Annotated in this window: 24 protein-coding genes; 8 read left to right on the plus strand and 16 right to left on the minus strand. The window is 62.0% G+C overall.

Annotation, left to right across the window (positions count from 1 at the left end; translation table 11 throughout):
* Positions 1 to 68: 68 nt before the first annotated feature.
* The gene (locus tag BLT98_RS06460) at positions 69 to 1,127 is read right to left on the minus strand and encodes an Lnb N-terminal periplasmic domain-containing protein (RefSeq protein WP_170846306.1); all 1,059 of its coding nucleotides are present in this window, start codon (positions 1,125 to 1,127) and stop codon (positions 69 to 71) included.
* Positions 1,128 to 1,299: 172 nt separating this feature from the next.
* Between BLT98_RS06460 and BLT98_RS06465 the strand changes: the two genes are divergently transcribed.
* Both BLT98_RS06465 and BLT98_RS06470 read left to right on the plus strand, forming a co-directional pair.
* The gene (locus tag BLT98_RS06465) at positions 1,300 to 2,004 is read left to right on the plus strand and encodes a hypothetical protein (protein WP_092606006.1); all 705 of its coding nucleotides are present in this window, start codon (positions 1,300 to 1,302) and stop codon (positions 2,002 to 2,004) included.
* Between the two features lie 42 nt (positions 2,005 to 2,046).
* A complete protein-coding gene (locus BLT98_RS06470; RefSeq protein ID WP_070255437.1) occupies positions 2,047 to 2,409 on the plus strand; it encodes a glyoxalase superfamily protein in 363 nt (120 codons plus the stop codon).
* Positions 2,410 to 2,412: 3 nt separating this feature from the next.
* On the opposite strand, the gene BLT98_RS06475 is transcribed toward BLT98_RS06470, so the two are convergent.
* A complete protein-coding gene (locus BLT98_RS06475) occupies positions 2,413 to 3,582 on the minus strand; it encodes a mandelate racemase/muconate lactonizing enzyme family protein (RefSeq protein ID WP_092606008.1) in 1,170 nt (389 codons plus the stop codon).
* A gap of 98 nt (positions 3,583 to 3,680) precedes the next feature.
* Here BLT98_RS06475 and BLT98_RS06480 point away from each other — a divergent pair, with 98 nt between their 5' ends.
* Positions 3,681 to 4,601: a LysR family transcriptional regulator gene (locus tag BLT98_RS06480; RefSeq protein ID WP_092606010.1), complete on the plus strand. Its 921-nt coding sequence runs from the start codon at positions 3,681 to 3,683 to the stop codon at positions 4,599 to 4,601.
* Between the two features lie 42 nt (positions 4,602 to 4,643).
* Positions 4,644 to 5,507, plus strand: coding sequence for a flagellar motor stator protein MotA (gene motA / locus BLT98_RS06485; RefSeq protein WP_034779327.1), 864 nt, complete (start codon positions 4,644 to 4,646; stop codon positions 5,505 to 5,507).
* A 26-nt stretch (positions 5,508 to 5,533) separates the two neighbouring features.
* Here the strand turns inward: motA and BLT98_RS06490 are convergent, their stop codons facing one another.
* From BLT98_RS06490 to BLT98_RS06510, 5 genes are all read right to left on the minus strand, one after another.
* Complete coding sequence (locus BLT98_RS06490) at positions 5,534 to 5,932, minus strand: VOC family protein (RefSeq protein ID WP_092606012.1); 399 nt, start codon at positions 5,930 to 5,932, stop codon at positions 5,534 to 5,536.
* Between the two features lie 139 nt (positions 5,933 to 6,071).
* Positions 6,072 to 7,538, minus strand: coding sequence for an aminotransferase-like domain-containing protein (locus BLT98_RS06495; RefSeq protein ID WP_092606014.1), 1,467 nt, complete (start codon positions 7,536 to 7,538; stop codon positions 6,072 to 6,074).
* A gap of 10 nt (positions 7,539 to 7,548) precedes the next feature.
* Complete coding sequence (locus tag BLT98_RS06500; protein ID WP_092606016.1) at positions 7,549 to 8,133, minus strand: LysE family translocator; 585 nt, start codon at positions 8,131 to 8,133, stop codon at positions 7,549 to 7,551.
* Between the two features lie 242 nt (positions 8,134 to 8,375).
* The gene (locus BLT98_RS06505) at positions 8,376 to 8,855 is read right to left on the minus strand and encodes a GNAT family N-acetyltransferase (protein WP_092606018.1); all 480 of its coding nucleotides are present in this window, start codon (positions 8,853 to 8,855) and stop codon (positions 8,376 to 8,378) included.
* A 79-nt stretch (positions 8,856 to 8,934) separates the two neighbouring features.
* A complete protein-coding gene (locus BLT98_RS06510; RefSeq protein ID WP_092606020.1) occupies positions 8,935 to 9,930 on the minus strand; it encodes an AraC family transcriptional regulator in 996 nt (331 codons plus the stop codon).
* A 59-nt stretch (positions 9,931 to 9,989) separates the two neighbouring features.
* Between BLT98_RS06510 and BLT98_RS06515 the strand changes: the two genes are divergently transcribed.
* Positions 9,990 to 11,243 carry an MFS transporter gene (locus BLT98_RS06515; RefSeq protein ID WP_034779340.1) on the plus strand — a complete coding sequence of 418 codons (1,254 nt, stop codon included), beginning with the start codon at positions 9,990 to 9,992 and terminating at the stop codon, positions 11,241 to 11,243.
* A gap of 129 nt (positions 11,244 to 11,372) precedes the next feature.
* On the opposite strand, the gene BLT98_RS06520 is transcribed toward BLT98_RS06515, so the two are convergent.
* Both BLT98_RS06520 and BLT98_RS06525 read right to left on the minus strand, forming a co-directional pair.
* Positions 11,373 to 13,190 carry a DUF4153 domain-containing protein gene (locus BLT98_RS06520; RefSeq protein ID WP_092607002.1) on the minus strand — a complete coding sequence of 606 codons (1,818 nt, stop codon included), beginning with the start codon at positions 13,188 to 13,190 and terminating at the stop codon, positions 11,373 to 11,375.
* A 101-nt stretch (positions 13,191 to 13,291) separates the two neighbouring features.
* A complete protein-coding gene (locus BLT98_RS06525; protein WP_092606022.1) occupies positions 13,292 to 13,729 on the minus strand; it encodes a hypothetical protein in 438 nt (145 codons plus the stop codon).
* Between the two features lie 82 nt (positions 13,730 to 13,811).
* Here BLT98_RS06525 and BLT98_RS06530 point away from each other — a divergent pair, with 82 nt between their 5' ends.
* Positions 13,812 to 14,201 carry a MerR family transcriptional regulator gene (locus BLT98_RS06530; RefSeq protein WP_092606024.1) on the plus strand — a complete coding sequence of 130 codons (390 nt, stop codon included), beginning with the start codon at positions 13,812 to 13,814 and terminating at the stop codon, positions 14,199 to 14,201.
* A 58-nt stretch (positions 14,202 to 14,259) separates the two neighbouring features.
* Here the strand turns inward: BLT98_RS06530 and BLT98_RS06535 are convergent, their stop codons facing one another.
* The 3 genes from BLT98_RS06535 to BLT98_RS06545 all read right to left on the minus strand — a co-directional run bounded on the left by BLT98_RS06535 (position 14,260) and on the right by BLT98_RS06545 (position 16,816).
* The gene (locus tag BLT98_RS06535) at positions 14,260 to 14,901 is read right to left on the minus strand and encodes a choice-of-anchor C family PEP-CTERM protein (protein WP_244517407.1); all 642 of its coding nucleotides are present in this window, start codon (positions 14,899 to 14,901) and stop codon (positions 14,260 to 14,262) included.
* Between the two features lie 137 nt (positions 14,902 to 15,038).
* A complete protein-coding gene (rraA, locus tag BLT98_RS06540; RefSeq protein ID WP_034779352.1) occupies positions 15,039 to 15,533 on the minus strand; it encodes a ribonuclease E activity regulator RraA in 495 nt (164 codons plus the stop codon).
* A gap of 32 nt (positions 15,534 to 15,565) precedes the next feature.
* Positions 15,566 to 16,816 (minus strand): MFS transporter, encoded by a 1,251-nt coding sequence (locus tag BLT98_RS06545; RefSeq protein ID WP_244517408.1) that lies wholly within the window; start codon positions 16,814 to 16,816, stop codon positions 15,566 to 15,568.
* Positions 16,817 to 16,916: 100 nt separating this feature from the next.
* Between BLT98_RS06545 and BLT98_RS06550 the strand changes: the two genes are divergently transcribed.
* A complete protein-coding gene (locus tag BLT98_RS06550; RefSeq protein ID WP_070282210.1) occupies positions 16,917 to 17,717 on the plus strand; it encodes an AraC family transcriptional regulator in 801 nt (266 codons plus the stop codon).
* Between the two features lie 112 nt (positions 17,718 to 17,829).
* On the opposite strand, the gene fliD is transcribed toward BLT98_RS06550, so the two are convergent.
* The 4 genes from fliD to alr form a co-directional block, all read right to left on the minus strand.
* Positions 17,830 to 19,215 carry a flagellar filament capping protein FliD gene (gene fliD, locus BLT98_RS06555; protein ID WP_092606030.1) on the minus strand — a complete coding sequence of 462 codons (1,386 nt, stop codon included), beginning with the start codon at positions 19,213 to 19,215 and terminating at the stop codon, positions 17,830 to 17,832.
* 228 nt (positions 19,216 to 19,443) lie between these two features.
* Positions 19,444 to 19,764: a PilZ domain-containing protein gene (locus BLT98_RS06560; RefSeq protein WP_280141164.1), complete on the minus strand. Its 321-nt coding sequence runs from the start codon at positions 19,762 to 19,764 to the stop codon at positions 19,444 to 19,446.
* 131 nt (positions 19,765 to 19,895) lie between these two features.
* Positions 19,896 to 21,272: a DNA repair protein RadA gene (gene radA / locus BLT98_RS06565; protein WP_046683923.1), complete on the minus strand. Its 1,377-nt coding sequence runs from the start codon at positions 21,270 to 21,272 to the stop codon at positions 19,896 to 19,898.
* A 69-nt stretch (positions 21,273 to 21,341) separates the two neighbouring features.
* Positions 21,342 to 22,439, minus strand: a complete 1,098-nt coding sequence (gene alr, locus BLT98_RS06570; RefSeq protein ID WP_092606032.1) for an alanine racemase — start codon at positions 22,437 to 22,439, stop codon at positions 21,342 to 21,344.
* Positions 22,440 to 22,687: 248 nt separating this feature from the next.
* Between alr and lplT the strand changes: the two genes are divergently transcribed.
* A complete protein-coding gene (gene lplT, locus BLT98_RS06575; RefSeq protein WP_034779369.1) occupies positions 22,688 to 23,950 on the plus strand; it encodes a lysophospholipid transporter LplT in 1,263 nt (420 codons plus the stop codon).
* The last annotated feature ends 23 nt before the right edge of the window (positions 23,951 to 23,973 follow it).

Genomic DNA, 23,973 nt, shown 5'->3' on the forward strand with positions numbered 1-23,973 from the left:
TTTAGTCATGAAGTGAGACCGGCCGCAATGTGCGGCCGGTCGGAATAGCGACAGTATAAAGCAGGCGCTTACTGCCTGGGCATTTGCAGCTTCGGGAAGCCCGCTTCGTCGTAGCCCGGCATGCCGCGCCGGATCGCGTGCGAAAAATCCGCATCGTCGTTGGCGGCACGCGCGCGCGCCGTGACGTGGCCGCCATCGCGCAGCTGCTGGAAGCTCAGGCCGGGCACCAGGCCCTTGACGTCGAACAGGTAGCGGTCCAGGTAGCCCGAAGCCATCAGCCGGTAATCGAGCGGCAGGCCCGGCACGATGCGGCGCACCATCTCGAAGACGATGGTGGTGCAGTTGGCCGTCAGGGTGTTGTAGAACTGCGGCGTGTTCTTCAGCGCCTGCGCCTCGTCCAGGTAGGCCAGGAACAGCGAGCGCATGGCCGCTTTCGGCATCATCACGCGGTACAGATGCATGTCCTCGCCCCGCGCATTCGTGCGCACGCGCAGGATGTCGCGCTCGTCGGCGGCGATCAGGCTCATCTCGAAATGCTTGAAGAAGCCGCCGATGGCGGAAAAGCTCTCGCCTTTTTCCTTGCGGATCTCGATGGAAAACGTCAAAAAGCGCCCGTCCGCAAAGCCGAACGAGATCAGGGTATGCGCGATATAGGGCCCCGTCCAGTACGACAGCGCCGTGTCCACCGTGCGCAGTTCGTCGAGGTCGTAGCTGCGCTGCTCCCACTTGACCGTGTAGTCGTCATCGCTGCGCCAGTCGAAATTGCGCACATTGTCCAGGGTGACGAGATTGCCCTTCAGCGTGCCCGTCACATTGCGCGCCACATCGTCGGCCCACACGCGCTGCTGTTTCGGCGTGATCAGGCTCCACCACAGGAGCAGCAGGATAAAACCGGCCGCATACGGCAGCAGCACGCGCGCATCGCCGCGCGTCCACCACAGCACGATGCTGGCCACGCCCAGCGCGCCCCACAGCAGCGCGCCGATGGCTTGCGCGGCCGTGCCGCCGGACAACTGGTACCACAGCGCCAGTGCGCCCCACAGTGCAGTCCACAGGAGAATCAGGGAAACGGCCATTTTGCCGATACTGCCCAGCACGGAGCGGGCACGCAGTGATAAGAAAGTCATGCCATGATTATAGGGGCAAGTACGGCGAGAGGTGAGTTCGGGCAAGTATTGGCAAAGTCAGCCAGACATGAAATATTGCTTGCATGGCAATTTACCTCGTGAGAATATGTTGCAAAATGTATAGACAAGGCGTCCCATCTCGCAGGGCTGCCTTGTCCTCCAGGAAGACACCTTGCAGCATCAAGCCCTCTACGCCCTCGCCGGCAGCCTCAACTCCCTCTTCATCGTCGTCAGCCTGCTTGGTTTATGGTCGCAGCTGCAAAAAATCTGGCGGCGCAAGCACGACGCCAGCCTGGGCGCAGGCCAGGCGACGGACATCCTGTCGCTCAACCAGTTCACCGTCAGCTTCCTCGCCTACTGCGCCTTCTTCGTGTACGGCTATTCGATCACGCCCTTCAACCACTACATCGTCTGGCCGCGCCTGATCGCCTCGCTGATCGCGCTGGGCATCCTGTATGAAATCAACCGCGACCGCCCCAGCCGGGCATCGCGCAACGCGCTGCTGGCGTGCGCGCTGCTGCTGGGTGTGGGCGTGGCGGGATTGCTGTTCGGCCCCACCTTCACGGATGAAAAACGCGTGATCTCGCAAAGCCTGATCGTTGTCGTCACCGTGCTGCTGGCGCAGGGCTATGCGCACCAGATCCGCTTGATCTGGCGCTCGGGCAAGACGGGTGCCGTGTCCCTGAAAATGAGCCAGTTCATCCTGGCGATGGATGTCAGCACCATCTTCTTTGCCTGCGTCATGGGGCTGGAAACCGGCTGGCCCTTGCTGCTGCTGGCCTGCGTCAGCGCCACGACCAAATTGATCATCATGTGGCTGTTCCGCTGGGAGAAGGCCAGCCCCGCCGCGCGCATGAAACGGCAGGCGCTGGCCTGACGCTAGAATAGGAATCTTGCCACCTTTGTTGAAAGGGCCGCCATGCAGCTGTCCCCCGCCATCCCCATCCTGCGCAGCTTTTCCGAAGAAAAAACGCGCGAGTTCTACCTCGGTTTTCTCGGTTTTACCCTGGACTGGGAACACCGCTTCGCGCCCACGGCGCCGCTGTACCTGCAGGTGACGCGCGGTGATCTCGTGCTGCATCTGTCCGAGCACTACGGCGACGCCACGCCAGGCACGGCGCTCTTGATCCCCGTCGACGACATCGCCGCCCTGCACGCGGAGCTGCAGGCGAAGGATTACCCGTATGCGCGGCCCGGCATCCGCGACGAGGACTGGGGCCGCATCCTGGAAGTGGCGGACCCGTTCGGCAACCGGCTGCGTTTCTGGCAAAGAACGCCATAGCGCTTACTGGCCGCTCAGGGCGCGCATTTCCGCATACAGGTTGGCCTTGCCCTCGAAGCCGATGCCGACCAGGTCCGGCATGGTGATATGGCCGTTTTCCACGCGCACGCCATCGGGAAAACCGCCGAACGGCTGGAACAGGTCCGGGTACGATTCATTGCCGCCCAGGCCCAGGCCGGCCGCGATATTCAAGGACATCTGGTGCCCGCCGTGCGGAATGCAGCGGCTGCGCGACCAGCCGTGCTGGTGCAGCATGTCCAGCGTGCGTAAATATTCCACCAGGCCGTAGCTGAGGGCGCAATCGAACTGCAGCCAGTCGCGGTCGGCGCGCATGCCGCCGTAGCGGATCAGATTGCGCGCATCCTGCATGGAAAACAGGTTTTCGCCCGTCGCCATCGGCTTGTCGTAGTAGCTGCGCAAGGTCGATTGCAACTCGAAGTCGAGCGGGTCACCCGCCTCTTCATACCAGAACAGGTCGTACTGGCGCAGCGCCTTGGCGTAGGCGATCGAGGTGTCCAGGTCGAAACGGCCGTTGGCATCCACGCACAGCTTTTGCCCATCCTGCAGCACTTCCATGATGGCGTCGATGCGGCGCAGATCCTCGTTCAGCGAGGCGCCGCCGATCTTTTTCTTGACCACCGTGTAGCCGCGGTCGATATAGCTGCGCATCTCATCCTGCAAGGCAGACAGGCTCTGGCCCGGGTAGTAATAGCCGCCGGCCGCATACACGAAGACTTTTTTGTCCTGTGCCCCCGTGCCGTGGCGCTCGGCCAGCAGCTGGAACAGCGGCTTGTTATCGATCTTCGCCACGGCGTCCCAAATGGCCATGTCGATGGTGCCGATGGCCACCGAACGTTCGCCGTGGCCGCCCGGCTTTTCATTCGTGTACATGCAGTCCCACACCTTGTGCGGATCGAAATTGCTGCCGTCATCCGTCACCAGCGAGGCGGGATCGGCGTCGAGGATGCGGGGAATGAAGCGCTCGCGCATCAGCATGCCCTGGCCGTAGCGGCCATTCGAATTGAAGCCGTAGCCGACGACGGGCTTGCCGTCGCGCATGACATCCGTGACGACGGCCACCAGGCTTAACGTCATCTTGCTGAAATCGATGTAGGCGTTGCGGATGGGGAAAGAGATGGGGATGGTCTTTTCGCGGATATCAACGATTTTCATGCGGCTCTCCTGTAGTGAAAACAATGACGCCAGCTTAACTGCGATATGAAACCGTATAATCGATAGTAATTTAAACCATTCTTCACTTGAAGTTAATAATGAAAAGCGACGCCACCACGGAAATGGCTTTCTTTGTGCTGCTGGCCAAGCTGGGCAGCCTGTCGGCCACGGCGCGCGAGCTGGGCATCACGCCGCCCGCCGTCAGCAAGCGATTGGTGCTGATGGAGCAGCGCCTGGGGGTGCGTTTGCTGAACCGCAGCACGCGGCGCATCAGCCTGACGGGCGACGGCGAAAGCTATCTGCAGCAGGCCCGGCAAATCCTCGACGATATCCGCGCCATGGAAGAGTCCTTGGCCAGCGGCAGCGCGGAGCCGAAAGGCTTGCTGCGCGTGAATGCCACGCTGGGCTTCGGGCGCACGGTGATCGCCCCTCTGCTGTCGCAATTTGCCCTGCGCCACCCGCAGCTGGAAGTGCAGCTGCAACTGACGGACAGCCCCATCAACCTGGTCGAGCAGGCGTACGACCTGGGCATCCGCTTCGGCGACTTGCCCGACACGCGTTTGTCGGCGCGCAAGATCATGTCGAACCGGCGCTTCCTGTGCGCCTCACCCGCCTACCTGCAGGCGCACGGCACGCCGCACACCCCGGACGAGCTGGCGCAGCACCGCTGCATCGTGCACCGGCAAAACGACGACGCCTACGGCATCTGGCGCCTGAGTAAAGGCCGCGCCACGCACACGGTGAAGGTGCGCGGCACGGTGGCCAGCAATGATGGCGACGTGGTGCTGGGCTGGGCGCTGGACGGGCACGGCATCCTGCTGCGCTCGGAATGGGACCTGGCCCGCTACCTCGACAGCGGCCGCCTGCGCGTGGTGCTGGCCGACTACGCGCTGGCGCCGGCCGACCTGTACGCCTATTATCCGAGCCGCCATCAGTTGCCCGCCAAAGTGCGCGCTTTTATCAATTTTCTCATCCAGCAGTTGCAGCCGGAAGCGGCCACGGCGGCCAAATCAGGTTAAACTACAATATTGCGATATGGCAATATTATGAAGGAGTAGGTTTTGCTAGTCATACTCGGATTTCTCGTCGTGCTGTTTTCCGTCTTTGGCGGCTTCGCCATGCAGGGGGGCCACCTGGGCGCCCTGTTCCAGCCGCTGGAACTGTTGATGATCGGCGGCGCCGCGCTGGGCACCTTCTTTGTCGGCAACGACGCCAAGGCCATCCGCGCCACGTTCGCCGCCCTGCCCACCCTGTTCCACGGCTCGCAATACACGAAGGCGCGCTATATGGAACTGATGGGGCTGATGTATGAAATCCTCAGCAAGATCCGCAAGGAAGGCTTGATGTCGGTCGAGGACGATATCGACGACCCGTACCGCAGCCCCATCTTCGTGAAATACCCGTACACGCTCGGTGACGAGCACATCCTGGAATTCATCACCGACTACCTGCGCCTGATGGTATCGGGCAATATGGATGCTTACCAGATCGAAAACCTGATGGATAACGAGATCGAGACGCACCATGAAGATGCGGAAATGCCGATCCAGACGATTTCGCAGCTGGCCGACGCCATGCCCGCCTTCGGCATCGTGGCCGCCGTGATGGGCGTGGTGCACACGATGGCGTCCGTCGGCTTGCCGCCGGCCGAACTGGGCGTGCTGATCGCGCAGGCGCTGGTGGGCACCTTCATCGGCATCTTGCTGGCCTACGGCTTCATCGCGCCGCTGGCCAGCTTGCTGCGCCGCAAGCACCATGAAACGGCAAAGATGTACCAGTGCGTGAAAGTCACCTTGCTGGCCAGCCTGAACGGCTACGCTCCGGCGCTGGCCGTGGAATTCGGCCGCAAGGTCATTTCCGCCACGGAACGCCCCTCGTTCAGCGAACTGGAAAACCATGTGCGCCAGGTGCGCACGAAGAACTGATACGGCCTGTTTGCTGACTCGGCGCGTCAGGCTTCCGGCGCCGTCCAGACCAGGTTCCACAGGTGGCCATCGATATCCTCGAAGCCCTGGTCATACATGAAACCATGGTCCTCGGGCGGATGCGGTATGCGGCCACCTGCGGCCTTGGCCCTGGCGATCAGGCTGTCCACCTCTTCCCGGCTTTCGCAGCTGAGGCAAATGACGACTTCATTGGCTTGCTTCGCATTCGCCACCGGCTTGCCGATCAGTGACTGGAAAAAGGCTTCGGTCGTCAGCATGGCCTGGATGCTGCCGTCGATGATATTCATGAACGCCGCGTTCTCGCCGCTGAAGCGGGGATCGAAGGCAAAGCCGAGGGCGGAAAAGAAGGCCCTGGATTTCTCCAGGTCCTTCACGGGCAGGTTCAGGATGATCTGTTTGTTCATGGCGCTTCCCTGGTGAAAGTGGAATGGGCAACCGGTGCGCCGTCCCGGTGAAGGGTGGCGGCACACCAAATTGACACGCTGGCGAAAAAAGAGCCCCTCCAGAATATCAACAAATGACAAGGAAAGGCGCAGACCATGCTCAGGACTTGCCGCCGATGCTGGCGGCGCGGCTGGCGCGGGCCAGGCTTGAGCGCGCGCCAGCCACCGCCCGCAGGCGTTCTTCCAGGTAGGCGCTCACGCGGGGATGCTGGCTGAAGGCGACGTTGAAGCGGATGTGCTGGTCGGGCGTGTCGTTGGCCGAGAACGCGGCGCCGCGCATCAGCAGGATCTTGTTGCGGTAGGCGTCCTGCACCAGCAAGTCCACGTCCAGCCCTTCGGGCATGCTGCCCCACAGGAAAATGCCTGCGTCGCCGGGCTGCTCGAACAGCACGCCGGCCGCGCTCAGTTGCCGCGTGCTGGCGTTGCGCGCCACCATGATCTTGCGTTGCAGCCGCTCCAGGTGCTTGCGCAGGTTGCCAGCCTTGAGCACTTCCAGCAAAACGTATTCGTTCAGCGCAGGCAGAGTCATGATGGCGTGGATCTTGGTGCGCATCAGCAGCTTGAGCAAAGCGGGCGCCGCGGCCAGGTAGCCCATGCGCAGAGCCGGGCTCAGCGCCTTGCACAGGCTCGAGTAATAGATCACGCCGTCCAGTCCGGACAACGATGCCAGCCGCGTGCTGTGGCCGGGCTGGAAATGGCCGTGCACGTCGTCTTCGGCGATCAGGAAGCCATGCTGCTGCGCCATGATCAGCACCTTGTGCAGGTTGGCGGCGCTGCTGCTCCACCCCGTGGGATTGTGCAACGCCGTCTGCACGAACAGCAGGCGCGGACGGTGCGCGCGGCAGGCCGCTTCCAGTTCGTCCAGGTCGAGGCCATCGGGACGGCGCTTGATGGGTACCAGGCGCACGCCGTCCTGGCGCAGCCTGCCGAACATCAGGAAGTATCCGGGGTCTTCCACCAGCACCGTATCGCCGGGCTGCAGAAACGTGCGGCAGATCAGATCGATTGCATGGGTGCCGCCGAACGTGGTGAGGATGTGGCTGGCGTCCGCAGCGATGCCGATGCCGCGCAACAGCAGCGCGATCTGCTCGCGCAGTTCGGCCAGCCCTTGCGGCGGACAGCGCGAGGCCATGCCGGCCGCGCTGCGCGCCAGACCACGTTGCACGGCAGCCGCCGGCAGCGCGTCCTGCAGCCAGGTGGGCGGCAAGGCGCCGCTGCTGGCCAGCAGCACGCCCGGCCGCTGGTCGTTCACTTGCTGGCTCAGCCAAACCGGCTCCTGCTCCTGGCCCGCTTCCAGCGCCACCTCGTCGGGAATGGCGCGGCTGGCATCGCTTGGTGCGCAGACGAAGAAGCCTGTCGTGCCGTGCGTATCGATGACGCCTGCGGCCACCAGCCTGTCATACGCCACCACCACGGTGTTGGTGCTGACCGCGAGCTGCGTGGCAAGCTGGCGGATCGACGGCAGCCGGGTCCCGCCAGGCAGGACGCGTTGCGCGATCTGCAGGCGCAATGCGGCCTCGATCTGCTTGAACAGGGCGATGGGGGAGGAGCGGTCGATGGCGAACATGGGTGGAAGTCTAGCGTAAAAACATCAAGGCGAGGACCAGCAGGATAGCCCCCATCGCCAGATTGAATAGGCGCTGGTTGCGGGGCGCTTTCAGCACGCTGCGGATCGAGATGCCGAACAACGCCCACATGGCGTTGCACGGCGTGCCCACCACGGTGCCGGTCACGGACACCAGCAGCGCGCTGGCGAGCATATTGCCCTGCGCAGGCATGAAGACCGACGCCATGGTGACCGCCTTGAGCCAGCTCTTGGGATTCAGCGCCTGAAACAGGGCCGCCTGCGCAAACGACACGGCCTTCGGCGCGCTGCTTCCGGCCACCGAGGCGCCAGCCAGCTTCCAGGCCAGGAATATCAGGTACAGCGCGCCCGCGATCCGCAGCACCTGCTGCGCCATCGGATACGCGACAAACACGCTGCCCAGCCCCACGCACATGAGCACGGTCTGCACAAAGATGCCGACCTGGATGCCGAGGATCACCGGCAGCGCACCGCGATAGCCGAAATTGGCGCCGGTGGTGGCCAGCATGACATTGTTCGGCCCGGGCGTGGCGGACATCACAAAGCAATAGCTCATCAGGGGCAGCAGTTCGGTCATGGCAGGCAGTCGCAGCGTGGAGAAGGCCCCAGTCTAGAAGCGCGGCACGGCAGGGACAAGGCACAAGGCGACGCGTACAAGCACATGCTGTATCAGTCGGACGACTGCTACAGCGGCGATACAGGCAGCCCTGCCCGGACAAACTCCACCGCAGGCGCGCAACGCAACTGGCGGATTGTCAATTGGACTCATTGGCAGTTTCCGCCACAAAACGGAGGCTCATCTTTATTATAAATGGCGCTCTACATTTGATCCGGGCGCCTGGTGTCCATTTCGCATGGACGAATGTAATAATTGTCAAAGTCTCCTTCCTCGATCAATGTAAATCCGTGACGCACATAGAAACGGTTTGAGTCGCTACCGCGCAGGGCTCCCACTCGAACCGGCAAACCAAGAGCGTTTGCCTCTTCAATAATACGAGCGAGAACAACGGCCCCGATACCATGGCCCTGGTTGTCTGGATGAATATAGAGGTGGTCGAGCAGCATGGCCTTTGGTTGCTGTTTGAGAACAACAAAGCCGACCCGTTTGCCTTCTGTTTCAATATGGCGTGTGTGCTCCGGCAAGAAGCCTGACAGAAACCTCTCTCTCGCTCGAACCGGATCGAATCTCCCCACCTGCATCAGGCTATCGCGCATCGCCTCAATGCGAAGTGCGACAAGTTCATCTGCGTCGCCTTCCTGCGTCGGTGTAAACGTTACAAACGGTGTTTTCAATAACATATCAAAAATAAACCTTCCAGTAGCGAGGTTTGAAAAGTGGCGCGACCAATCAATATTTGCTCCCCGAAAGCTATTCTCCTCACAGCACTTCCCGATCGCGACCCGGTGGCCTGCCGATGACGCGCTTAAAAGCACGACTGAACGCGGCTTGAGATGTATAGCCAAGGCGTTGGGCAACGGCGTCGATGGACACTCTTTCATGAGTGAGCAATTGTTTAGCAAGACGCATCCGCAGTTCCGTGGCATACCGCAGGGGCGGCACCCCGATGGTGGTTTGAAAGCGTCGTGCGAAGACAGAGCGAGAGACATGAGACTCCGCAGCCAACTGTGCAACTGTCCATTCCCGTCCTGGCTGGCGGTGCAGCGCCAATATGGCAAGAGCGAGGCGCGGATCACGCAATGCGGCGAGGAGACCGGAGGCGCTTTCACAACCGCATTCAATCCAGCCGCGCACGATCATTGCTGCCGCAACCTCTGCCAGTCGAGCCAGAATGCCTGCAAAGCCAATACGACCGGCGCAGATTTCACGCTTCATTGAATCCAGCACCGGCAGCAAGCCGGGATAACCTTGCGCTTGCGTGTCGGCCACCATGACGGTTGGCATCAACTTTCCGACCCCCTGCATCCCGCCGAGATCGAATTCCATGCAGCCGTAAAAAATAATTGCACTGGGCACGGAGGCCGTACTGGGACATGTGTCGACTCCGCTAACGGCGTCACCAAGGGGCGCGACATCGAACTTGTCGATGTCCTGAAATGCAACGCCCGCATCCGATAGCAGCTGGTGCCTCCTGCCGTGCGGCATGAACACCGCGCTACCGGCGGACAGCTCATGCAACTCGCCATCATCCGTACATAGGTAGGCAGTGCCAACAGCCACGAAGTGGAAGTAGGCGTGGCCTGGCTTGTCTTCAAAGCCTATGCCGAAAGCTGGACCGGTCTGAATGCGGCGGTACTGGACGCCACGCAGGCGCATCCCCATCAACAGTTCACTGACGAGACCAGAGGACAGGAAAACTTGATTCTTCTTGGTCATTTCAGGAGTTTCGATCAAAACATCAAGACTTATCATCATAGATCATCCTGAGCTTTCCCTCTAGACTTTCGACTCTGATCGTTTTAGGAATGTTAGAGATGAACAATGATGTTTTGGGTAACGGGCAAACGCCCAACGCGAGCGATGCGTCTGTTGCAGAGCCAGCGGCAGCGGCATGGATGGCAGTGTTTTCACTGGCAATGGGGGTTTTCGGCCTCCTGACGGCGGAGTACCTGCCAGCCAGCCTATTGACCCCGATGGCCTTCGATCTCGGCGTGTCGGAGGCGCTGGCTGGTCAGGCAGTGACGGTGACGGCCGTCGTGGCCATGGTCGCGGGGCTTTCAGTGCCGCGCCTGACGCGCAGTTTTGACCGACGTGTCGTCTTGTTAGCTTTCACAGTGCTGATGATCGCGTCGAACTTGCTGGTGGCGTTATCGTCAAGCCTGACAGTTTTGTTGGTGATGCGCATTCTGCTGGGCGTCGCCTTGGGAGGCTTTTGGAGTATGGCGGCAGCCGTGGCTATGCGACTGGTGCCAGCAAAGTCAGTGCCGCGAGCGCTATCCATAATCTTCAGCGGTATCGCCATCGGGACGGTTGTTTCCGTACCGTTGGGCAGCTACTTGGGGGGGATATATGGCTGGCGCAGTGCATTTATAGCAGCCGCAGCTGTCGGAGGGCTAACACTGTTGTTTCAATTGTTCACACTGCCCCGTATGGCACCGCGCACGATGATGCGCACCCCGTCTGTCCTGGCACTGCTGCGTCGCCCGGGGATCGGGATCGGGATGTTGGGCTGTGTACTTGCCCATACGGGGCAATACGCATTGTTCACCTATATTCGCCCCGCGCTTGAAAGCGTTGCCCATATTGATGTAAACAGTTTGTCTCTGATGCTCCTGGGTTTTGGTGTCGCCAACTTCATTGGCACGCTGCTGGCCGGCTGGCTAATGGAGCGTAGCCTGCATGCTACTTTAGTGGGTATGCCTGCGCTGGTGGGCTTGGCGGCATTCGGCATGATTTTACTGCCAGTCCAGGGAACCGGCCTGATGCTTTTGGTGGCCCTCTGGGGCTTGGCGTTCGGCGGCGTACCTGTCGCCTGGTCCAACTGGGTAGCTCGTGCTGTTCCAGATCAAGCGGAGACGGCTGGCGGCATGGTCGTCGCTGCGGTGCAATCCTCAATAGCTGCCGGCGCGGCATTGGGCGGCATGATGTTCGGGTTTGGTGGCGTCACGGGCGTTTTCATTATTGCTGGCGTTGTGATGCTGTTCGCTTCTCTCGTCATCGCTTTCAGAGTTCAAGTCGAACTGCCACAGGAAGACGCGACACTACCAGACACCGGCTCAACGATCTGAACAGTGTGTTGCGTTGACCGATTGAATCCGCAGCCGATACCGGGCAGCCTGCAGATTCAGTGCACGAAGTTGCTGCCTTCGGAAGCAGCAAGAGGCTTGGTCCCGTGCGCCAAGTCCTCTCACTGCCATTTACGGAGCCGGCGCCGTCTCATCGGGGCAGCTGACCTCGTCCTCTGGCGTATATAAAGTCATCGGCACGCGCTGGCCGTCGACTTCCAGTTCGCGCACTTTCGGCGGCACCAGCTGGAATTCGCCCGCCTGCAGCTTCTCGCGCAGGGGCTTGCAGCGCAGGGCATCGGTGGGGATCTGTCCGCGCGCGGTCCAGCTGCCGTCTTCCTTTTCCGCCAGCAACACCGACGAGGCGCGCGGGTCATTGCTGATCAACAGTACGTCCTGCTTGCCATCGCCATCGAAATCGAGCAGATACGCGTCGCACTGCGGCCCTGCCCGCTTCAAGCAGGCGGGCAGGCGCCAGGCCGGACTCACTTGCGTCCAGTCCTGGCGCAGGAAGCTCTCCGGCAACTTCGCCGTGGCCGGGCGCAGGGTCAGGTTGATCGACACGTCGCTCAGCGCGCCCGTTTCGTCGAGGCGGTTCTGGCGCTTGAGCATGGCGTCGGCGCGGGCCCGCACGATGGCCGCGTCAGGCCCCGTCGTGCGTTTGCTCAATTCCTGCAAGGCCGCCTGGCCATAGCGGGCGCCCTGGAAGCGCAGGTATTCGAAATCGAACTTGTCCACGCCAACCTTGCCGCTGTTCAGGCGCGCCATCTGGCTGGCCACGGAAATGCGCGCCGGGTCCGCCAGCGGCGAGAACAGGGCAAACAGCACCAGCAGGGTGACACCGGCGGTGGCCACGTTGACGTTGGCGATCAGGTGCAGCCAGTCGCCATACTTGCTGGCCGCCCAGGCATAGCCGGCGGCGTAGCAGGTGGCGACGAGCAGGCAGGCGGCGGCGATCAGGCGGTCGGATGTCCAGCCGTGCGACATCACGCGCAGGGTCAGCGCATAGATGGCGATGCCCACCACCCACGGCAGCAGCAGGCAGGCCAGGCGCGTGCCCAGGCGGATGCCGCGCGCCACGCCATGGCCCACTTCGCCATTCTGGAAGGCGGCATTGATCAGCACCACCAGCACGCCGGCCATGCCCAGCAGTACAGAAGCGGCGTGGCGCGTGGCCCACAGGCGCTCGAAGCCGATGAATGGCAAGGTCAGCAGGAAGCCGGAGACCAGCACGGCGGCGATCGGCATCAGCCACGACAGCAGCACCAGCAGCAAGGTGCGGATACCGCGAACGATGGATGGGCGCACGTCCGTGATATGGATGGCAAACGAAAACGCGAAACAGATGACGGGAATCACGAACCAGGCCTGGCCCAGCAGTTTTTTCAGGAAACTCAGCTTGATGAGCAGGAACAGCTGCCCGCCCAGCCACAGCACCAGCCACAGGCCCAGCACGAACAGCAGGGAAAACAGCAGCTGGATGCCGAGCTTCCAGGCGATTTCAAAGTAGGTGGGATAGCGGGCGATGCGCTGGCCATCCTGGGCGCTGGCCAGCACCAGCGCGTGGGCGATATAGAAGCCCACCACGCAAAAACCGAACAGCTGGGCGGAAATGACGCGCAGGGGCGCGCCCGGCTTGTAGTTGCCCCAGATTACGTGCTCGGCGCCGCGCGCCACGTCATGCCAGGCCAGCACGGCCAGCACGACGGCGGCGCCCGCCATCCACAGCACGATGCGCTTCGCCGACATATGGCCCAGGCTGGATACCAGCAGGATCGGTAGCAGCAAGCTGATCAGCATCAACGGACCCAGCAGATAGGCTTCCGTGGCGGGCCACACCTTGTCCTGGGCCGTGCTGTACAGCCAGTACAGCAGCAAGCCTTGCAGCAGGCCCGTCACCAGGCGCGTCACCGCGATGCGCGGCGCCACCACCGGATCGAGTAACGCCATGTTTTTTCCAGCCGCATCCTGCTGCATATTCATTCCCTTAGAGTCGTTCATTGCAGTCATTGTTGCACTGCGAGCACGGCCATTATTGCATTTCGTTATCGTCATCTCAACAGCGATTCGCGTGGATGCCCTTCCCGCCCACCTTCGCTGCGGCGCAATGGCAAGCTTTGCGCGAGGCCCCAGGCCAGTTCCGGCACGAGGAACAGCCACAGCAGGGGCTGGCCCGTCATCAGCAAGGCCCACGCCATCCAGGTGGAAAACAGGTAGCGGGCCACCGCGTCGTAGCGGCCGAAGCGCGGCTGCGGATCCAGCATGCGCAGCACCGACCAGACCATCACCACGCTGCCCATCATGCTGCTGATGAGCAAATGCAAGGGTTCGAACACTGGCAGTGGCGCGCCGCCCAGGGCCAGGTTGAGGGCGTTCAAGTGCTCGCGCATGAGCAGGAACGTCCACGGCGTGACAAACGCGGCCGTCATGAGCACATCATAAATGGCGCTGGCGCGCACCAGGCGGCGGAAAGCAACAACAGATAACATGGGAACTCCTGTGTATGGAAAGCATTCATTCTCAAGGCTGGAGTACACTCCATGGTCAAGCATTTTATGAAGGAATATTTCCATGCAGATCGGCGAGATGGCGCAGGCGACGGGCTTGAGCCGCGATACCCTGCGCTTCTATGAAAAGCGGGGCTTGCTGCGCGCGCGGCGCGGCGCGAATGGCTACCGCGACTATCCGCCCGAGGCGGCGGACTGGCTGCGCTACCTGCGCACGGCGCAGCAGCTGGGTTTTACCCTGGCGGAAATCGAGGCCGACATGCCGCTGCTGGCCGGCGCAGGCGATCCGGCCATGGCGGACCTGCTGCGCGCGGCGCTGGCGCGCAAGCTGGCCGACATCGATGCGCGCATCGCCGGCTTGACGCAGCTGCGCGGCGAACTGGCGCGGCGGATGGAGCCGCAGGCGGCCGCCTGTCCGTTGCGGGGAGATGCCGAGGCAGCACCAGCCCCCTGAAAAACAAAAAACCGCCTGTGCAATGCAGCAGGCGGTCTGACGTGGGGCGGAGCCGGGATTACCTGGCGGCCTTGCGGCGGCGCAGGAAACCCATCAGGCCCAGGCCGGCCAGCAGCATGGCGTAGGTTTCCGGTTCCGGCACGGCGACCATCACGGAAACATTATCGATCACGGCGCCCGAGTAATTGTCGAACGGCGTACCGGCCTTGGCGGCGCTGGCAAACGACAGGGTCGCCAGGCCGGTGGCAGCGGCCGTGAAGCTCAGCGTGTTGCTGTACAAGGTGTTCGAAGCGGCAGCCGTCGAGTAGAAATCCCCGGCCACGCCGCCGAAATTGACGCTCACGCCCTGGCCTGCCGGGCCGCCGGAATTGCGCGCCATGTCAAAGCTCAGGTTATATGTCTGGCCGGCAACGACACTGAAATTTTGCGACAGGAAACCCGGACCTGGCGTGCCCAGCAAATCGATGCTGTAGCCGTCGATGGCGTTATACGCATTGCGGATCAGGTCGACGGAACTGGCACCCACGGTCCAGCCCGTGATGCCCGACGAACCGCTGTTGACGACTTTAAAGCCGCTGTCGAAGGCGTAACCGGAAGCGACCGTTTCAAAATTGCCATTCGCGATCAGGTTGACGGGGCTGGCGCTGGCGCTGCCGGCGACGAACAGGGCGACAACTGCGGCGATGGTGGCGATTTTCATGATCTGATTTCCTTGCTTTGTTGACATTAAAGTTACCTTAAGTGAAATCATATCCCAGCCATGATGAAAATCAAAGAACTTTGCAAAAATATATTTAATGTAGACAATTTGCAACGCATCTTCCGGAGAGGAATGCCTCAATCAAGTTCCTGGCGCGCCACCAGGATGCCGTCCGCATCGGCGTAGATCCAGTCGCCCGGATGCACGGCCACGCCGCTGATCTGCACGCGCACGTCGCGCTGGCCGGCGCCCGTCTTGTTGCTCTTGCGCGGATGCGTGGCCAGGGCGCGCACGCCGATCTGGCAGACATTGATTTCCTCGCTGTCGCGGATGCAGCCATCGACGACGATGCCGGCCCAGCCGTTGCTTTCGGCCAGCACGCCCAGCTGGCCGCCCACCAGCGCGCGGCGCAGGCTGCCGCCGCCATCGATCACCAGCACATGGCCGTGGCCTGGCGTTTCCAGGGTGCTGCGCACGAGCGCGTTGTCTTCGAACACGTGCAAGGTGGTGGCGGGGCCGCTGAAACGCACACGCTGGCCAAAGGCGCGGTACACGGGCGGCAGCACGGCCAGGGTGCCATCATCCAGCATGGCTGCATAGTCGTCGCACAGGTCGGTGGTGGCAAAGGTCATGGGAGTTCCTTGAGTGGCAGATGGCAACGATTCTATGCCTTTTGCAGCGCCGCGGCGCGGGTTTTGCCGCCCACGCCCACGGCCGTGGCAATCGCCAGCGCCTGGAACACGCCGATGAAGACAAACAGCAGGGCCGGATGGTTGCCATCCATCAGCGCGCCAAAGAACAGGGGACCGACGGCCAGGCCGCTGTCGAGGCCCGAATACACGACGCCATACACGCGCCCGGTGGCATTCTTCGGCGCTGCCGCGCGTATCATCAGGTCGCGCGATGGCCCCGCCACGCCCGACATCAAGCCGATGGCGCCCATCAGCGCCACCGCGCCCCAGGCCGGCACGACGGCCATGGCCAGCAGCACGGCCAGCAGCGCGGCGGCGGAAAAGGCGATGGCGACGTTACGGTCCGGCTGCTTGCTGCGCGCGCCCACCACGCCGCCGGCCAGCATGCCCACGGCCGAGGCCAGCATATAGGCCGTGTAGGCACTGGTGGCGAGCGCCAGGCTCATGCCGTACAGCTTGACGAGGGCCACGCTGGCAAAGCTCTGGATGCCGCCCAGGGCGATGGCCGTAATGAAGAAGAAGGCAAAGCACATCCACACGGCTGGCAAACGCAGAAAGTCCAGCGTGCCTTCGCCGCCGGCCGCCTGGCCTGGCGCAGCCATTTTCACGGGCTCGGGGCGGATGGCGTGGCGGTTCAGGAACAGGATCAGCAGCACGCCAAACGGCAGCACGGCCGCGCATTGCAGCGCCACTCGCCAGTCATAATGGGTGGCAACATACGTCATGAACAGGGGCGCCAGGGCCCAGCCGATGTTGCCGCTGATGCCATGCACGGAAAAGCCGTAGGCCACGCGGGCCGCCGAAACGCGCTGGTTGAGGATCGTGTAGTCGGCTGGATGAAACACGCTGTTGCCCATACCGGCCAGCATGGCGCCCAGCATCAGCGCCGCATAGCTGTGCGCGGTCGACAGGGCCAGCGCCGACACGCCCAGCAAGAAGATGCCAGAAAACAACACGGCGCGGGCGCCAAAACGGTCGACGACAAAGCCGGCCAGCGCCTGCCCCACGCCCGAGATGATGAAGAACACCGTCATCAGCAGGCCCAGTTCCGCATAGGACAGGTCGAATGCCGGTTTCAGCCAGACGAACAGGGCCGCGAGGATCAGATGGTAGAAGTGCGACACGCCATGCGCCAGCCCCACCAGGGCGATGACGCGCGCATCGTTGCGCAGAGTTGGCGGTGAGTGCGGTGGCAAGTCCATTGCCGAGTTAGTTGTTATCATGTCATACCCTGTCTTATACTGGTGAAGCTCAAGTGTATGCAAAATACCATCGTCTGTTTTCCGACAGAACGACATAATTTATCGAATTAAGGCCAAGCTGATGGGTGTACCTATCCTCCACCATACCCGCATGTGTCCGCCACGGGAAGCGCCCAGCGCGACCATCCCCGTGACGATGGTCGCGCGCGACCTGCAAACCGATGAATTTCTCTTGCCGCACAGTCATCCATGGGGTCAGGTGACCATGGCGCTCGAAGGCGTGCTGCGCATCACCGCCAACAACAGCAGCTGGGTGCTGCCGCCCATGCGCGCCATCTGGATCGCGCCCAACGTGGAGCATGCCGTCACGATACTGGAAAAAACCCGCTTGCGCCCCCTGTGCATCCATGCCGCGCGCGCGCCATTCGCGGGCCGCGACTGCAAGGTACTGGAAGTGTCGAACCTGCTGCGCCAGCTGATCATGGCGCTGGAACAGCTGGATCCGGGCCAGGAACCGGCGCGCGAGGCGCTGCTGGCCGAGCTGATCCTTGATGAGTTGAAACGCTCGGCCACGCGCCCCATCCGCGTGCCCTTGCCCAGCGACAAGCGCCTGAAAACCCTGTGCGACAGCCTGATCGAGAAACCGGGTTCGCACCAGACCCTGGAACACTGGGCGCAGCAAGTCGGCGCCTCGGAGCGTACCCTGGCGCGGCTGTTCGAACGGGAATTGGGCATGAGTTTTGGCCAGTGGCGCCAGCAAGTGCGCCTGGCGCACGCGGCGCCCCTGATCGCGCGCGGCGTGCCGCTGTCGCAAGTGGCCGAAGAACTGGGCTATGCCAGCCAGTCGGCCTTTTCCGCCATGTTCAAGAAGACTTTCGGCAGCTCGCCGTCAGCCTTCTTTGCCCAGGGCGACAGAATCTAGCCAACTGGAAAGCGTGCCGATACAGCGCTCAGGGCAAGGCGCAGCGCCGCAGGCAGTACGCTGGTACGGCAAGGCGATGCAACGCCGCCCTGGGCGCTTTAGCGGTGCGCTCTTAAGCCATGAAGTCGAACAAGGAATTCTTGCCGGTATAACCCGGCAAGGCCGAGTTCGTTCCCATCTGTTCCTGGGCCGAATATGCTTTCACCAGCGCCTGCGCCTGGGCCGTCAGCGCCTTGGCCAGCACGGCTTTCTTGTTGGTGAGCGTCGTGATGTCCTTGCCGACCGTCTGCACTTCCTTGCGGATGATGCTCGTTTCGCCTGTCAGCTCGCCGATCTTGCTGACGAACTGGTCCGCCACGCCCTTGCCGTTATTGGTGAACATCTTGCTGACGGCGTCCGGATCGGCCGCGATGGCGGCCTTGAGTTTTTTATCGTCGAGCACCAGCTCGCCGCTCTTGCCCAGGGTCACGCCGGCACTGCCCAGCACCGACGATGGCACGCCCGTGCTGGCCGTGCGCAGCACCTGCTCCATCTGCGAACGCACCTGGCCCAGGGCCGTGTCGGACTTCAAATCGCCCTGCTGCAAACTCTGCAGCTTACTGTTGAGTTCATTGTAGGCCGTGACGAAGTTGGCCACGTTGCTGGCGATCTGGCTGCTGTCCTTGGCGATGACGAGGTCCGTCGTGCCTTTTTTCTTCAATTCGATGGTGGCGCCCTCGACGGCCGTCGTCAGGGTATTCGTGGCGCTCTTGATTTCCTTGCCATCAACGGTCAGCAGCGCGTCCTGCGCGGCGGCCGTTTGCTGCATGCCCTTGCCGGCGCCGGGCGCATAGCTGAGCAAATTACTGACGGCCGCGTCGCCAGCCACGCTGATGCGCATGCTGCTGTCGGCGCCGCTCTTGCCGTTCAAGGCCAGCGAGTAGCCATCGGGGCCCTTGACCACGCTGGCGTCGATACCCTGCTGCTTGAGCGCGGCGGCGATGCCGTCGAGACTATTGTTGCTGCTGTCAATCGTCAGCGAAATGATCTTGCCGCTGCCTGGCGTAAATTGCTTGCCGTCGGCCGAGCCCACTTCGATCTTCACCAGCGCGGGCGCGCCCGTGCCGATCGCCGCGCTCGAGGATTTCTGCGCGCCGCTGAGCAAGGTCTGTCCCTGCGCCAGTTGCTTGACGTTCAGTTCATGGCTGCCGCTGGCGGCCTTGTCGGTGGTGGTGGCGCTCAGCACATCCTTGCTGCTGGACGTGGCCGACGTGGCCAGGCCGCTGCCGGCCATGTTCTTGGCCACGGTCTGAAATTTCGCCAGCGCCGATTGCAGCTGGCCCAGGCCCGAGAACTTGGCCTGGTCGCGCGCCAGGCTGGCGTTGAGCTTGACGACGCCCGTGTTTTGCGACTGCATCTGGCGCTCCACCTTCGCATACACATCGGCCGAGATATTGCCCTGCGTCGTCTGCTGCGTATTGTTGGTGTAGGCCCTGCTGTTGATGGTCGAATTAAACATGGTAGGCGTTCCCGTCGGATGTAAGGTCATGGCGCACGGTTCAGGTCGTGACCGTGCTGCGCGCGAGACGGACGGCAGGCGCGCGTGGCGCGGCAAGGCCCCTCTTCTGGTTGATAATTATGCAGTATTACTGGAATATCAAAACAGCGAACAGAACAGGTTTTTCCTGACTGCAAACCCATATGCACCATTTTAGCGCAGTTCACCTGCAGCACTCTCCGACTTGCCTCAGCGCATGAATTTCGAGATGGCGCTGCTGACGGCCATGTCCAGTTGCAGGAAAGTGAGTCCCACCTTGAAACCTGCGCTGCTGAAAATGCAGTGCGAGACGGACACGCGCGCCTCGATGATGTGCGCCGCACCATCGTAAAACAATTCGAACAGCACCTTGCCCTGCTTGCCTGTCGGCACCGGTTCCGCGATGACGGCCGCCATCCCGCCCGGCCCCACATCGAGGGTGCGCGCCGCCACGGGGCCCGCGCCATCCATTACCAACATTGCCTTGGCACGCAATATCTTGCGTGCGCCCTGCCTTTGCTCAACTGACACTGTATTCCGCTTCTCTATCAATTCATTGTCGATGCGGATTCATGGGGAGAATCCATCGGACAAATATTATAGTTCTAAACGGAAATTCTGTTTGACTTGTCTCAAGCTTGGCATTTAAACCATACCAACTATTACTCCAGGTCGCGCAACTTGTTAAACGCTTCATCGATACGCTCGACGCCGATGACCTTGAGGCCTTCGATGACTTGCTTGGGCAAGTTCGACTTGGGCACCACGGCCAAAGTAAAGCCCAGCTTGGCCGCTTCGCGCAAGCGCTCCTGGCCCCGTGGCGCGGGGCGGATTTCACCGGCCAGCCCCACTTCGCCAAACACCACGAGTCCCCGCGGCAAGGGCTTGTTGCGCATCGACGAGTTAATCGCCAGCAACACGGCCAGGTCGGCCGCCGGTTCCGTAATTTTGACACCGCCGACGGCGTTGATAAACACATCCTGGTCGAAGGCGGCGATGCCCGCATGGCGGTGCGCCACGGCCAGCAGCATGGCCAGGCGGTTTTGCTCCAGGCCGACGGACAGGCGGCGCGCGTTGGGCAAGTGGCTCGTGTCGACGAGGGCCTGGATTTCCACCAGCAGCGGGCGCGTGCCCTCCTGCGTCACCATCACACAGGAACCGGGCACCTGATTGTCGTGCTGCGACAGGAACAGGGCGGACGGATTCGATACTCCCTTCAAGCCCTTTTCCGTCATGGCGAACACGCCCAGTTCATTGACGGCGCCGAAACGGTTCTTGATGGCGCGCACCAGGCGGAAGCTGGAATGGGCGTCGCCCTCGAAGTACAGCACCGTGTCGACGATGTGTTCGAGCACGCGGGGGCCGGCCAGCGCGCCCTCTTTCGTCACGTGGCCCACCAGAATGATGGTCACGCCCGTCTGCTTGGCCGCGCGCGTGAGCTGGGCCGCGCATTCGCGCACTTGCGCCACGGAACCGGGCGCCGAGCTGAGCGCGTCCGAATACACGGTCTGGATCGAGTCGATCACCACCACTTCCGGCTTCAGGTCGTTCAAGGTGGACAGGATCTTTTCCAGTTGAATCTCGGCCTGCAGTTTGAGTTCCTTGGCGTCGATGACGAGGCGCTTGGCGCGCAGGGCGATCTGCGCGCCCGATTCCTCGCCGCTGACGTACAGCACGCGCTTGTGGTGCGACATATTGGCCAGCGCCTGCAGCAGGAGGGTCGACTTGCCGATGCCGGGGTCGCCGCCGATCAGCACGACGCCGCCCGCCACCATGCCGCCGCCCAGCACGCGGTCGAATTCCTCGATGCCCGTGCCGAAGCGGGGCACGTCGATGGCGTCGATATCATCGAGGGACAGCACGGGCGCCGTCTGCGCCAGCGACATGTGCTGCGGATTCGAATAGCGGTTGTTGCCGCCCGTCTCGGGCAGGGTTTCCACCATGGTGTTCCACTGGTTGCACGAGGTGCATTGCCCCATCCATTTGTTGCTGATGGCGCCGCAATCGCTGCAGGTGTAGATGGTCTTGACTTTTGCCATGGTGTACTTTGCCCGGGTAAGGTGAAACTGCTGTCTATATATACAGTATATACAAACAGCGGGTCGCCGTCACTGTGTCGCTTCGACCACGGGCACGCGCGGCGCCAGTGCGCACATCAGCTCGTAGCCGATGGTGCCGGCAGCCAGGGCCACTTCGTCGATCGGCATGCCCTGGCCCCACAAGGTCACGGCACTGCCAACTTTTGCGCCCGGCACGTGCGTCAGATCGACCATCAGCATGTCCATCGACACCCTGCCGATGAGGCCCGTGCGCACGCCGTCGACCAGCACGGGCGTGCCTTCGGGCGCGTGGCGCGGGTAGCCATCCGCATAGCCGCAGGCCACCACGCCCACCTTGATATTGCCGGTCGCTTCGTAGCGGCTGCCATAGCCCACCACTTCGCCGGCGGCGATATCCTGGATGCCGATAATGCGACTGCGCAAGGTCATGGTGGGCAGCAAGCCGAATGCCTGCGCCGACGTGCCGCCGGGAGCGCCACTGGGCGTGCCGCCATACAGCATGATGCCGGGACGCACCCAGTCGCTGTCCAGGTGGTGCAGCAGCACGCCGGCCGAATTGCACAGGCTGCGCGGCAGCGGGGTGCCTATGCTGGCCGCGCCCGCTTCAAAACGCAGCATCTGCTGGGCCAAAGGCAAGCGCGTGGGCGCCGCCTCGTCCGCATTGGCGAAGTGCGTCATCAAGGTGATCGTACCGATATGCGGGATGGCGCGCAGGCGCGCATACGCACCCGCCACGGCCTGCGGTGTGAAACCCAGGCGATTCATGCCCGTATTCATTTTCAAGTGCACATCAATACTGTGCGGCAAGTGCACCGCTGCCAGCATGGCGATCTGTTCTTCGCAATGCACGCTACCGTTCAATCCATATTGCGCCATGACCGGCAAATCGCTGGCATCAAAAAACCCTTCCAGCAGCAAGATGGGCTTGGTCCACCCCAGTTCGCGCAAGCGCACGGCATAATCGACCTCGACCAGCGCGAGGCCGTCAGCGTCAGAAAAGCCCCGCATGGCCCGTTCCAGGCCGTGGCCATAGGCGTTCGCCTTGACGACGGCCCACACCTTGGCGCCGCGGGCGCCGGCACGGGCGCGCGCCAGATTGTGTTGCATGGCATCGAGATGGATGGTGGCGATAAGGGGCCTGGGCATATGCGTCGTTCACGGCGGGTGGGAAAGCCGTATTTTACCGGATGAGCCGCAAGGGGGAGCCGCTAGCGGTAGCAGGATAGGCGCGCAGGACACCATGTACAAAATGCTCACATGTATGTGTATTTTTCTACGGCAGAAAAATTAAGCTTCGCTTAGACAAGACTATGCAAAGCAGCCCCTTCCAAACTTGGGGTTTGCCGTTTTTTCGTGGTATAAAGCAAGCCAGATATGATTTCAGGCATTCCAGAATGAATCGTGGTTTTTATACCATCATGGCGGCGCAGTTCTTTTCCTCGCTGGCAGATAACGCCCTCTTTTTTGTCGCCGTCGATTTATTGGTGTCCATGAAATCACCGGCGTGGATCACGCCGCTGCTCAAACTGTCATTCGTCCTGTTTTACGTGCTGTTGGCCGCTTTTGTCGGCGCCTTCGCGGATGCTCTGCCGAAAGGCAAGGTCATGTTCATTGCCAACATGGTCAAGATCTTCGGCTGCGCTCTTGTCTTCTTCCACGTACACCCGCTGCTGGCCTACGCCGTCGTCGGTTTTGGCGCGGCCGTGTACTCGCCCGCCAAGTACGGCATCCTGACGGAACTGCTGCCGCCGGAAAAGCTGGTGGCGGCGAATGGCTGGATCGAAGGCTTGACCGTCACCTCCATCATCCTCGGCACCGTCATGGGCGGCGCGCTCGTCAGCGGCCACGTGTCCGACATGCTGCTCTCCTTCGACTTCCCCCTGATCGACACGGGCATCACCAACAAGACGGAAGCGGCCCTGTGCGTGGTGGTCGGCATCTATGTGCTGGCAACCCTGGCCAACCTGAAGATTCCCGACACGGGCTGCGTGTATCCGCACCAGGAACGCAATCCTATCAAACTGATTACCGATTTTGCCAATTGCTATTCCATCCTGTGGAAAGACAAGCTGGGCCAGATCACCCTGGCCGTGACGACCCTGTTCTGGGGCGCTGGCGCCACCTTGCAACTGATCGTGCTGGAATGGGCCAAGCAATCGCTGAACATGCCATTCGACAAGGCGACCAGCCTGGTGGGCGTGGTCGCCATCGGCGTGGCCGCCGGCGCCGTGCTGTCGGCACGTTTCATTCCACTGCGCAAATCGCTGACCGTCATTCCTCTGGGCATAGCCATGGGCGTGATCGTCATGATGATGACGCAAGTGCACTCCGTGTGGATCGCCTACCCGCTGCTGATACTGATCGGCGCCCTGTCCGGCTTCTTCGTCGTGCCTATGAATGCCCTGCTACAACACCGCGGCCACGTGCTGATGAGCGCCGGCCATTCCATCGCCGTGCAGAACTTCAATGAAAACCTGTCGATTCTGACCATGCTGGCCGTGTACTCGATCATGATCCGCCTGCACCTGCCGCTGAACATCATCATCACCCTGTTCGGCCTGTTTGTCGCCGGCACCATGTACATGATCATGCGCAAGCACAAGCTGAACCAGGCAGAGCATGACAATCTGTCCTTGATTGGCGAGCAGAAACATTAAGCAATGTGGCGTCGGATTACGCG

Origin of the sequence: Janthinobacterium sp. YR213, from assembly GCF_900099875.1 — a bacterium.
Lineage (GTDB): Bacteria > Pseudomonadota > Gammaproteobacteria > Burkholderiales > Burkholderiaceae_D > Janthinobacterium > Janthinobacterium lividum.

What these genes read in the sequence shown, in the direction of transcription:
- radA (WP_046683923.1), bottom strand. Translation starts at nt 21,272, where the DNA reads ATGGCAAAAGTCAAGACCATCTACACCTGCAGCGATTGCGGCGCCATC.
- BLT98_RS06530 (WP_092606024.1), top strand. Translation starts at nt 13,812, where the DNA reads ATGCAGATCGGCGAGATGGCGCAGGCGACGGGCTTGAGCCGCGATACC.
- BLT98_RS06535 (WP_244517407.1), bottom strand. Translation starts at nt 14,901, where the DNA reads ATGAAAATCGCCACCATCGCCGCAGTTGTCGCCCTGTTCGTCGCCGGC.
- rraA (WP_034779352.1), bottom strand. Translation starts at nt 15,533, where the DNA reads ATGACCTTTGCCACCACCGACCTGTGCGACGACTATGCAGCCATGCTG.
- alr (WP_092606032.1), bottom strand. Translation starts at nt 22,439, where the DNA reads ATGCCCAGGCCCCTTATCGCCACCATCCATCTCGATGCCATGCAACAC.
- BLT98_RS06520 (WP_092607002.1), bottom strand. Translation starts at nt 13,190, where the DNA reads ATGGCGTTACTCGATCCGGTGGTGGCGCCGCGCATCGCGGTGACGCGC.
- BLT98_RS06460 (WP_170846306.1), bottom strand. Translation starts at nt 1,127, where the DNA reads ATGACTTTCTTATCACTGCGTGCCCGCTCCGTGCTGGGCAGTATCGGC.
- BLT98_RS06470 (WP_070255437.1), top strand. Translation starts at nt 2,047, where the DNA reads ATGCAGCTGTCCCCCGCCATCCCCATCCTGCGCAGCTTTTCCGAAGAA.
- BLT98_RS06515 (WP_034779340.1), top strand. Translation starts at nt 9,990, where the DNA reads ATGAACAATGATGTTTTGGGTAACGGGCAAACGCCCAACGCGAGCGAT.
- BLT98_RS06525 (WP_092606022.1), bottom strand. Translation starts at nt 13,729, where the DNA reads ATGTTATCTGTTGTTGCTTTCCGCCGCCTGGTGCGCGCCAGCGCCATT.
- BLT98_RS06500 (WP_092606016.1), bottom strand. Translation starts at nt 8,133, where the DNA reads ATGACCGAACTGCTGCCCCTGATGAGCTATTGCTTTGTGATGTCCGCC.
- BLT98_RS06495 (WP_092606014.1), bottom strand. Translation starts at nt 7,538, where the DNA reads ATGTTCGCCATCGACCGCTCCTCCCCCATCGCCCTGTTCAAGCAGATC.
- BLT98_RS06505 (WP_092606018.1), bottom strand. Translation starts at nt 8,855, where the DNA reads ATGTTATTGAAAACACCGTTTGTAACGTTTACACCGACGCAGGAAGGC.
- fliD (WP_092606030.1), bottom strand. Translation starts at nt 19,215, where the DNA reads ATGTTTAATTCGACCATCAACAGCAGGGCCTACACCAACAATACGCAG.
- BLT98_RS06490 (WP_092606012.1), bottom strand. Translation starts at nt 5,932, where the DNA reads ATGAACAAACAGATCATCCTGAACCTGCCCGTGAAGGACCTGGAGAAA.
- BLT98_RS06480 (WP_092606010.1), top strand. Translation starts at nt 3,681, where the DNA reads ATGAAAAGCGACGCCACCACGGAAATGGCTTTCTTTGTGCTGCTGGCC.
- BLT98_RS06550 (WP_070282210.1), top strand. Translation starts at nt 16,917, where the DNA reads ATGGGTGTACCTATCCTCCACCATACCCGCATGTGTCCGCCACGGGAA.
- BLT98_RS06475 (WP_092606008.1), bottom strand. Translation starts at nt 3,582, where the DNA reads ATGAAAATCGTTGATATCCGCGAAAAGACCATCCCCATCTCTTTCCCC.
- BLT98_RS06545 (WP_244517408.1), bottom strand. Translation starts at nt 16,816, where the DNA reads ATGATAACAACTAACTCGGCAATGGACTTGCCACCGCACTCACCGCCA.
- BLT98_RS06510 (WP_092606020.1), bottom strand. Translation starts at nt 9,930, where the DNA reads ATGATGATAAGTCTTGATGTTTTGATCGAAACTCCTGAAATGACCAAG.
- lplT (WP_034779369.1), top strand. Translation starts at nt 22,688, where the DNA reads ATGAATCGTGGTTTTTATACCATCATGGCGGCGCAGTTCTTTTCCTCG.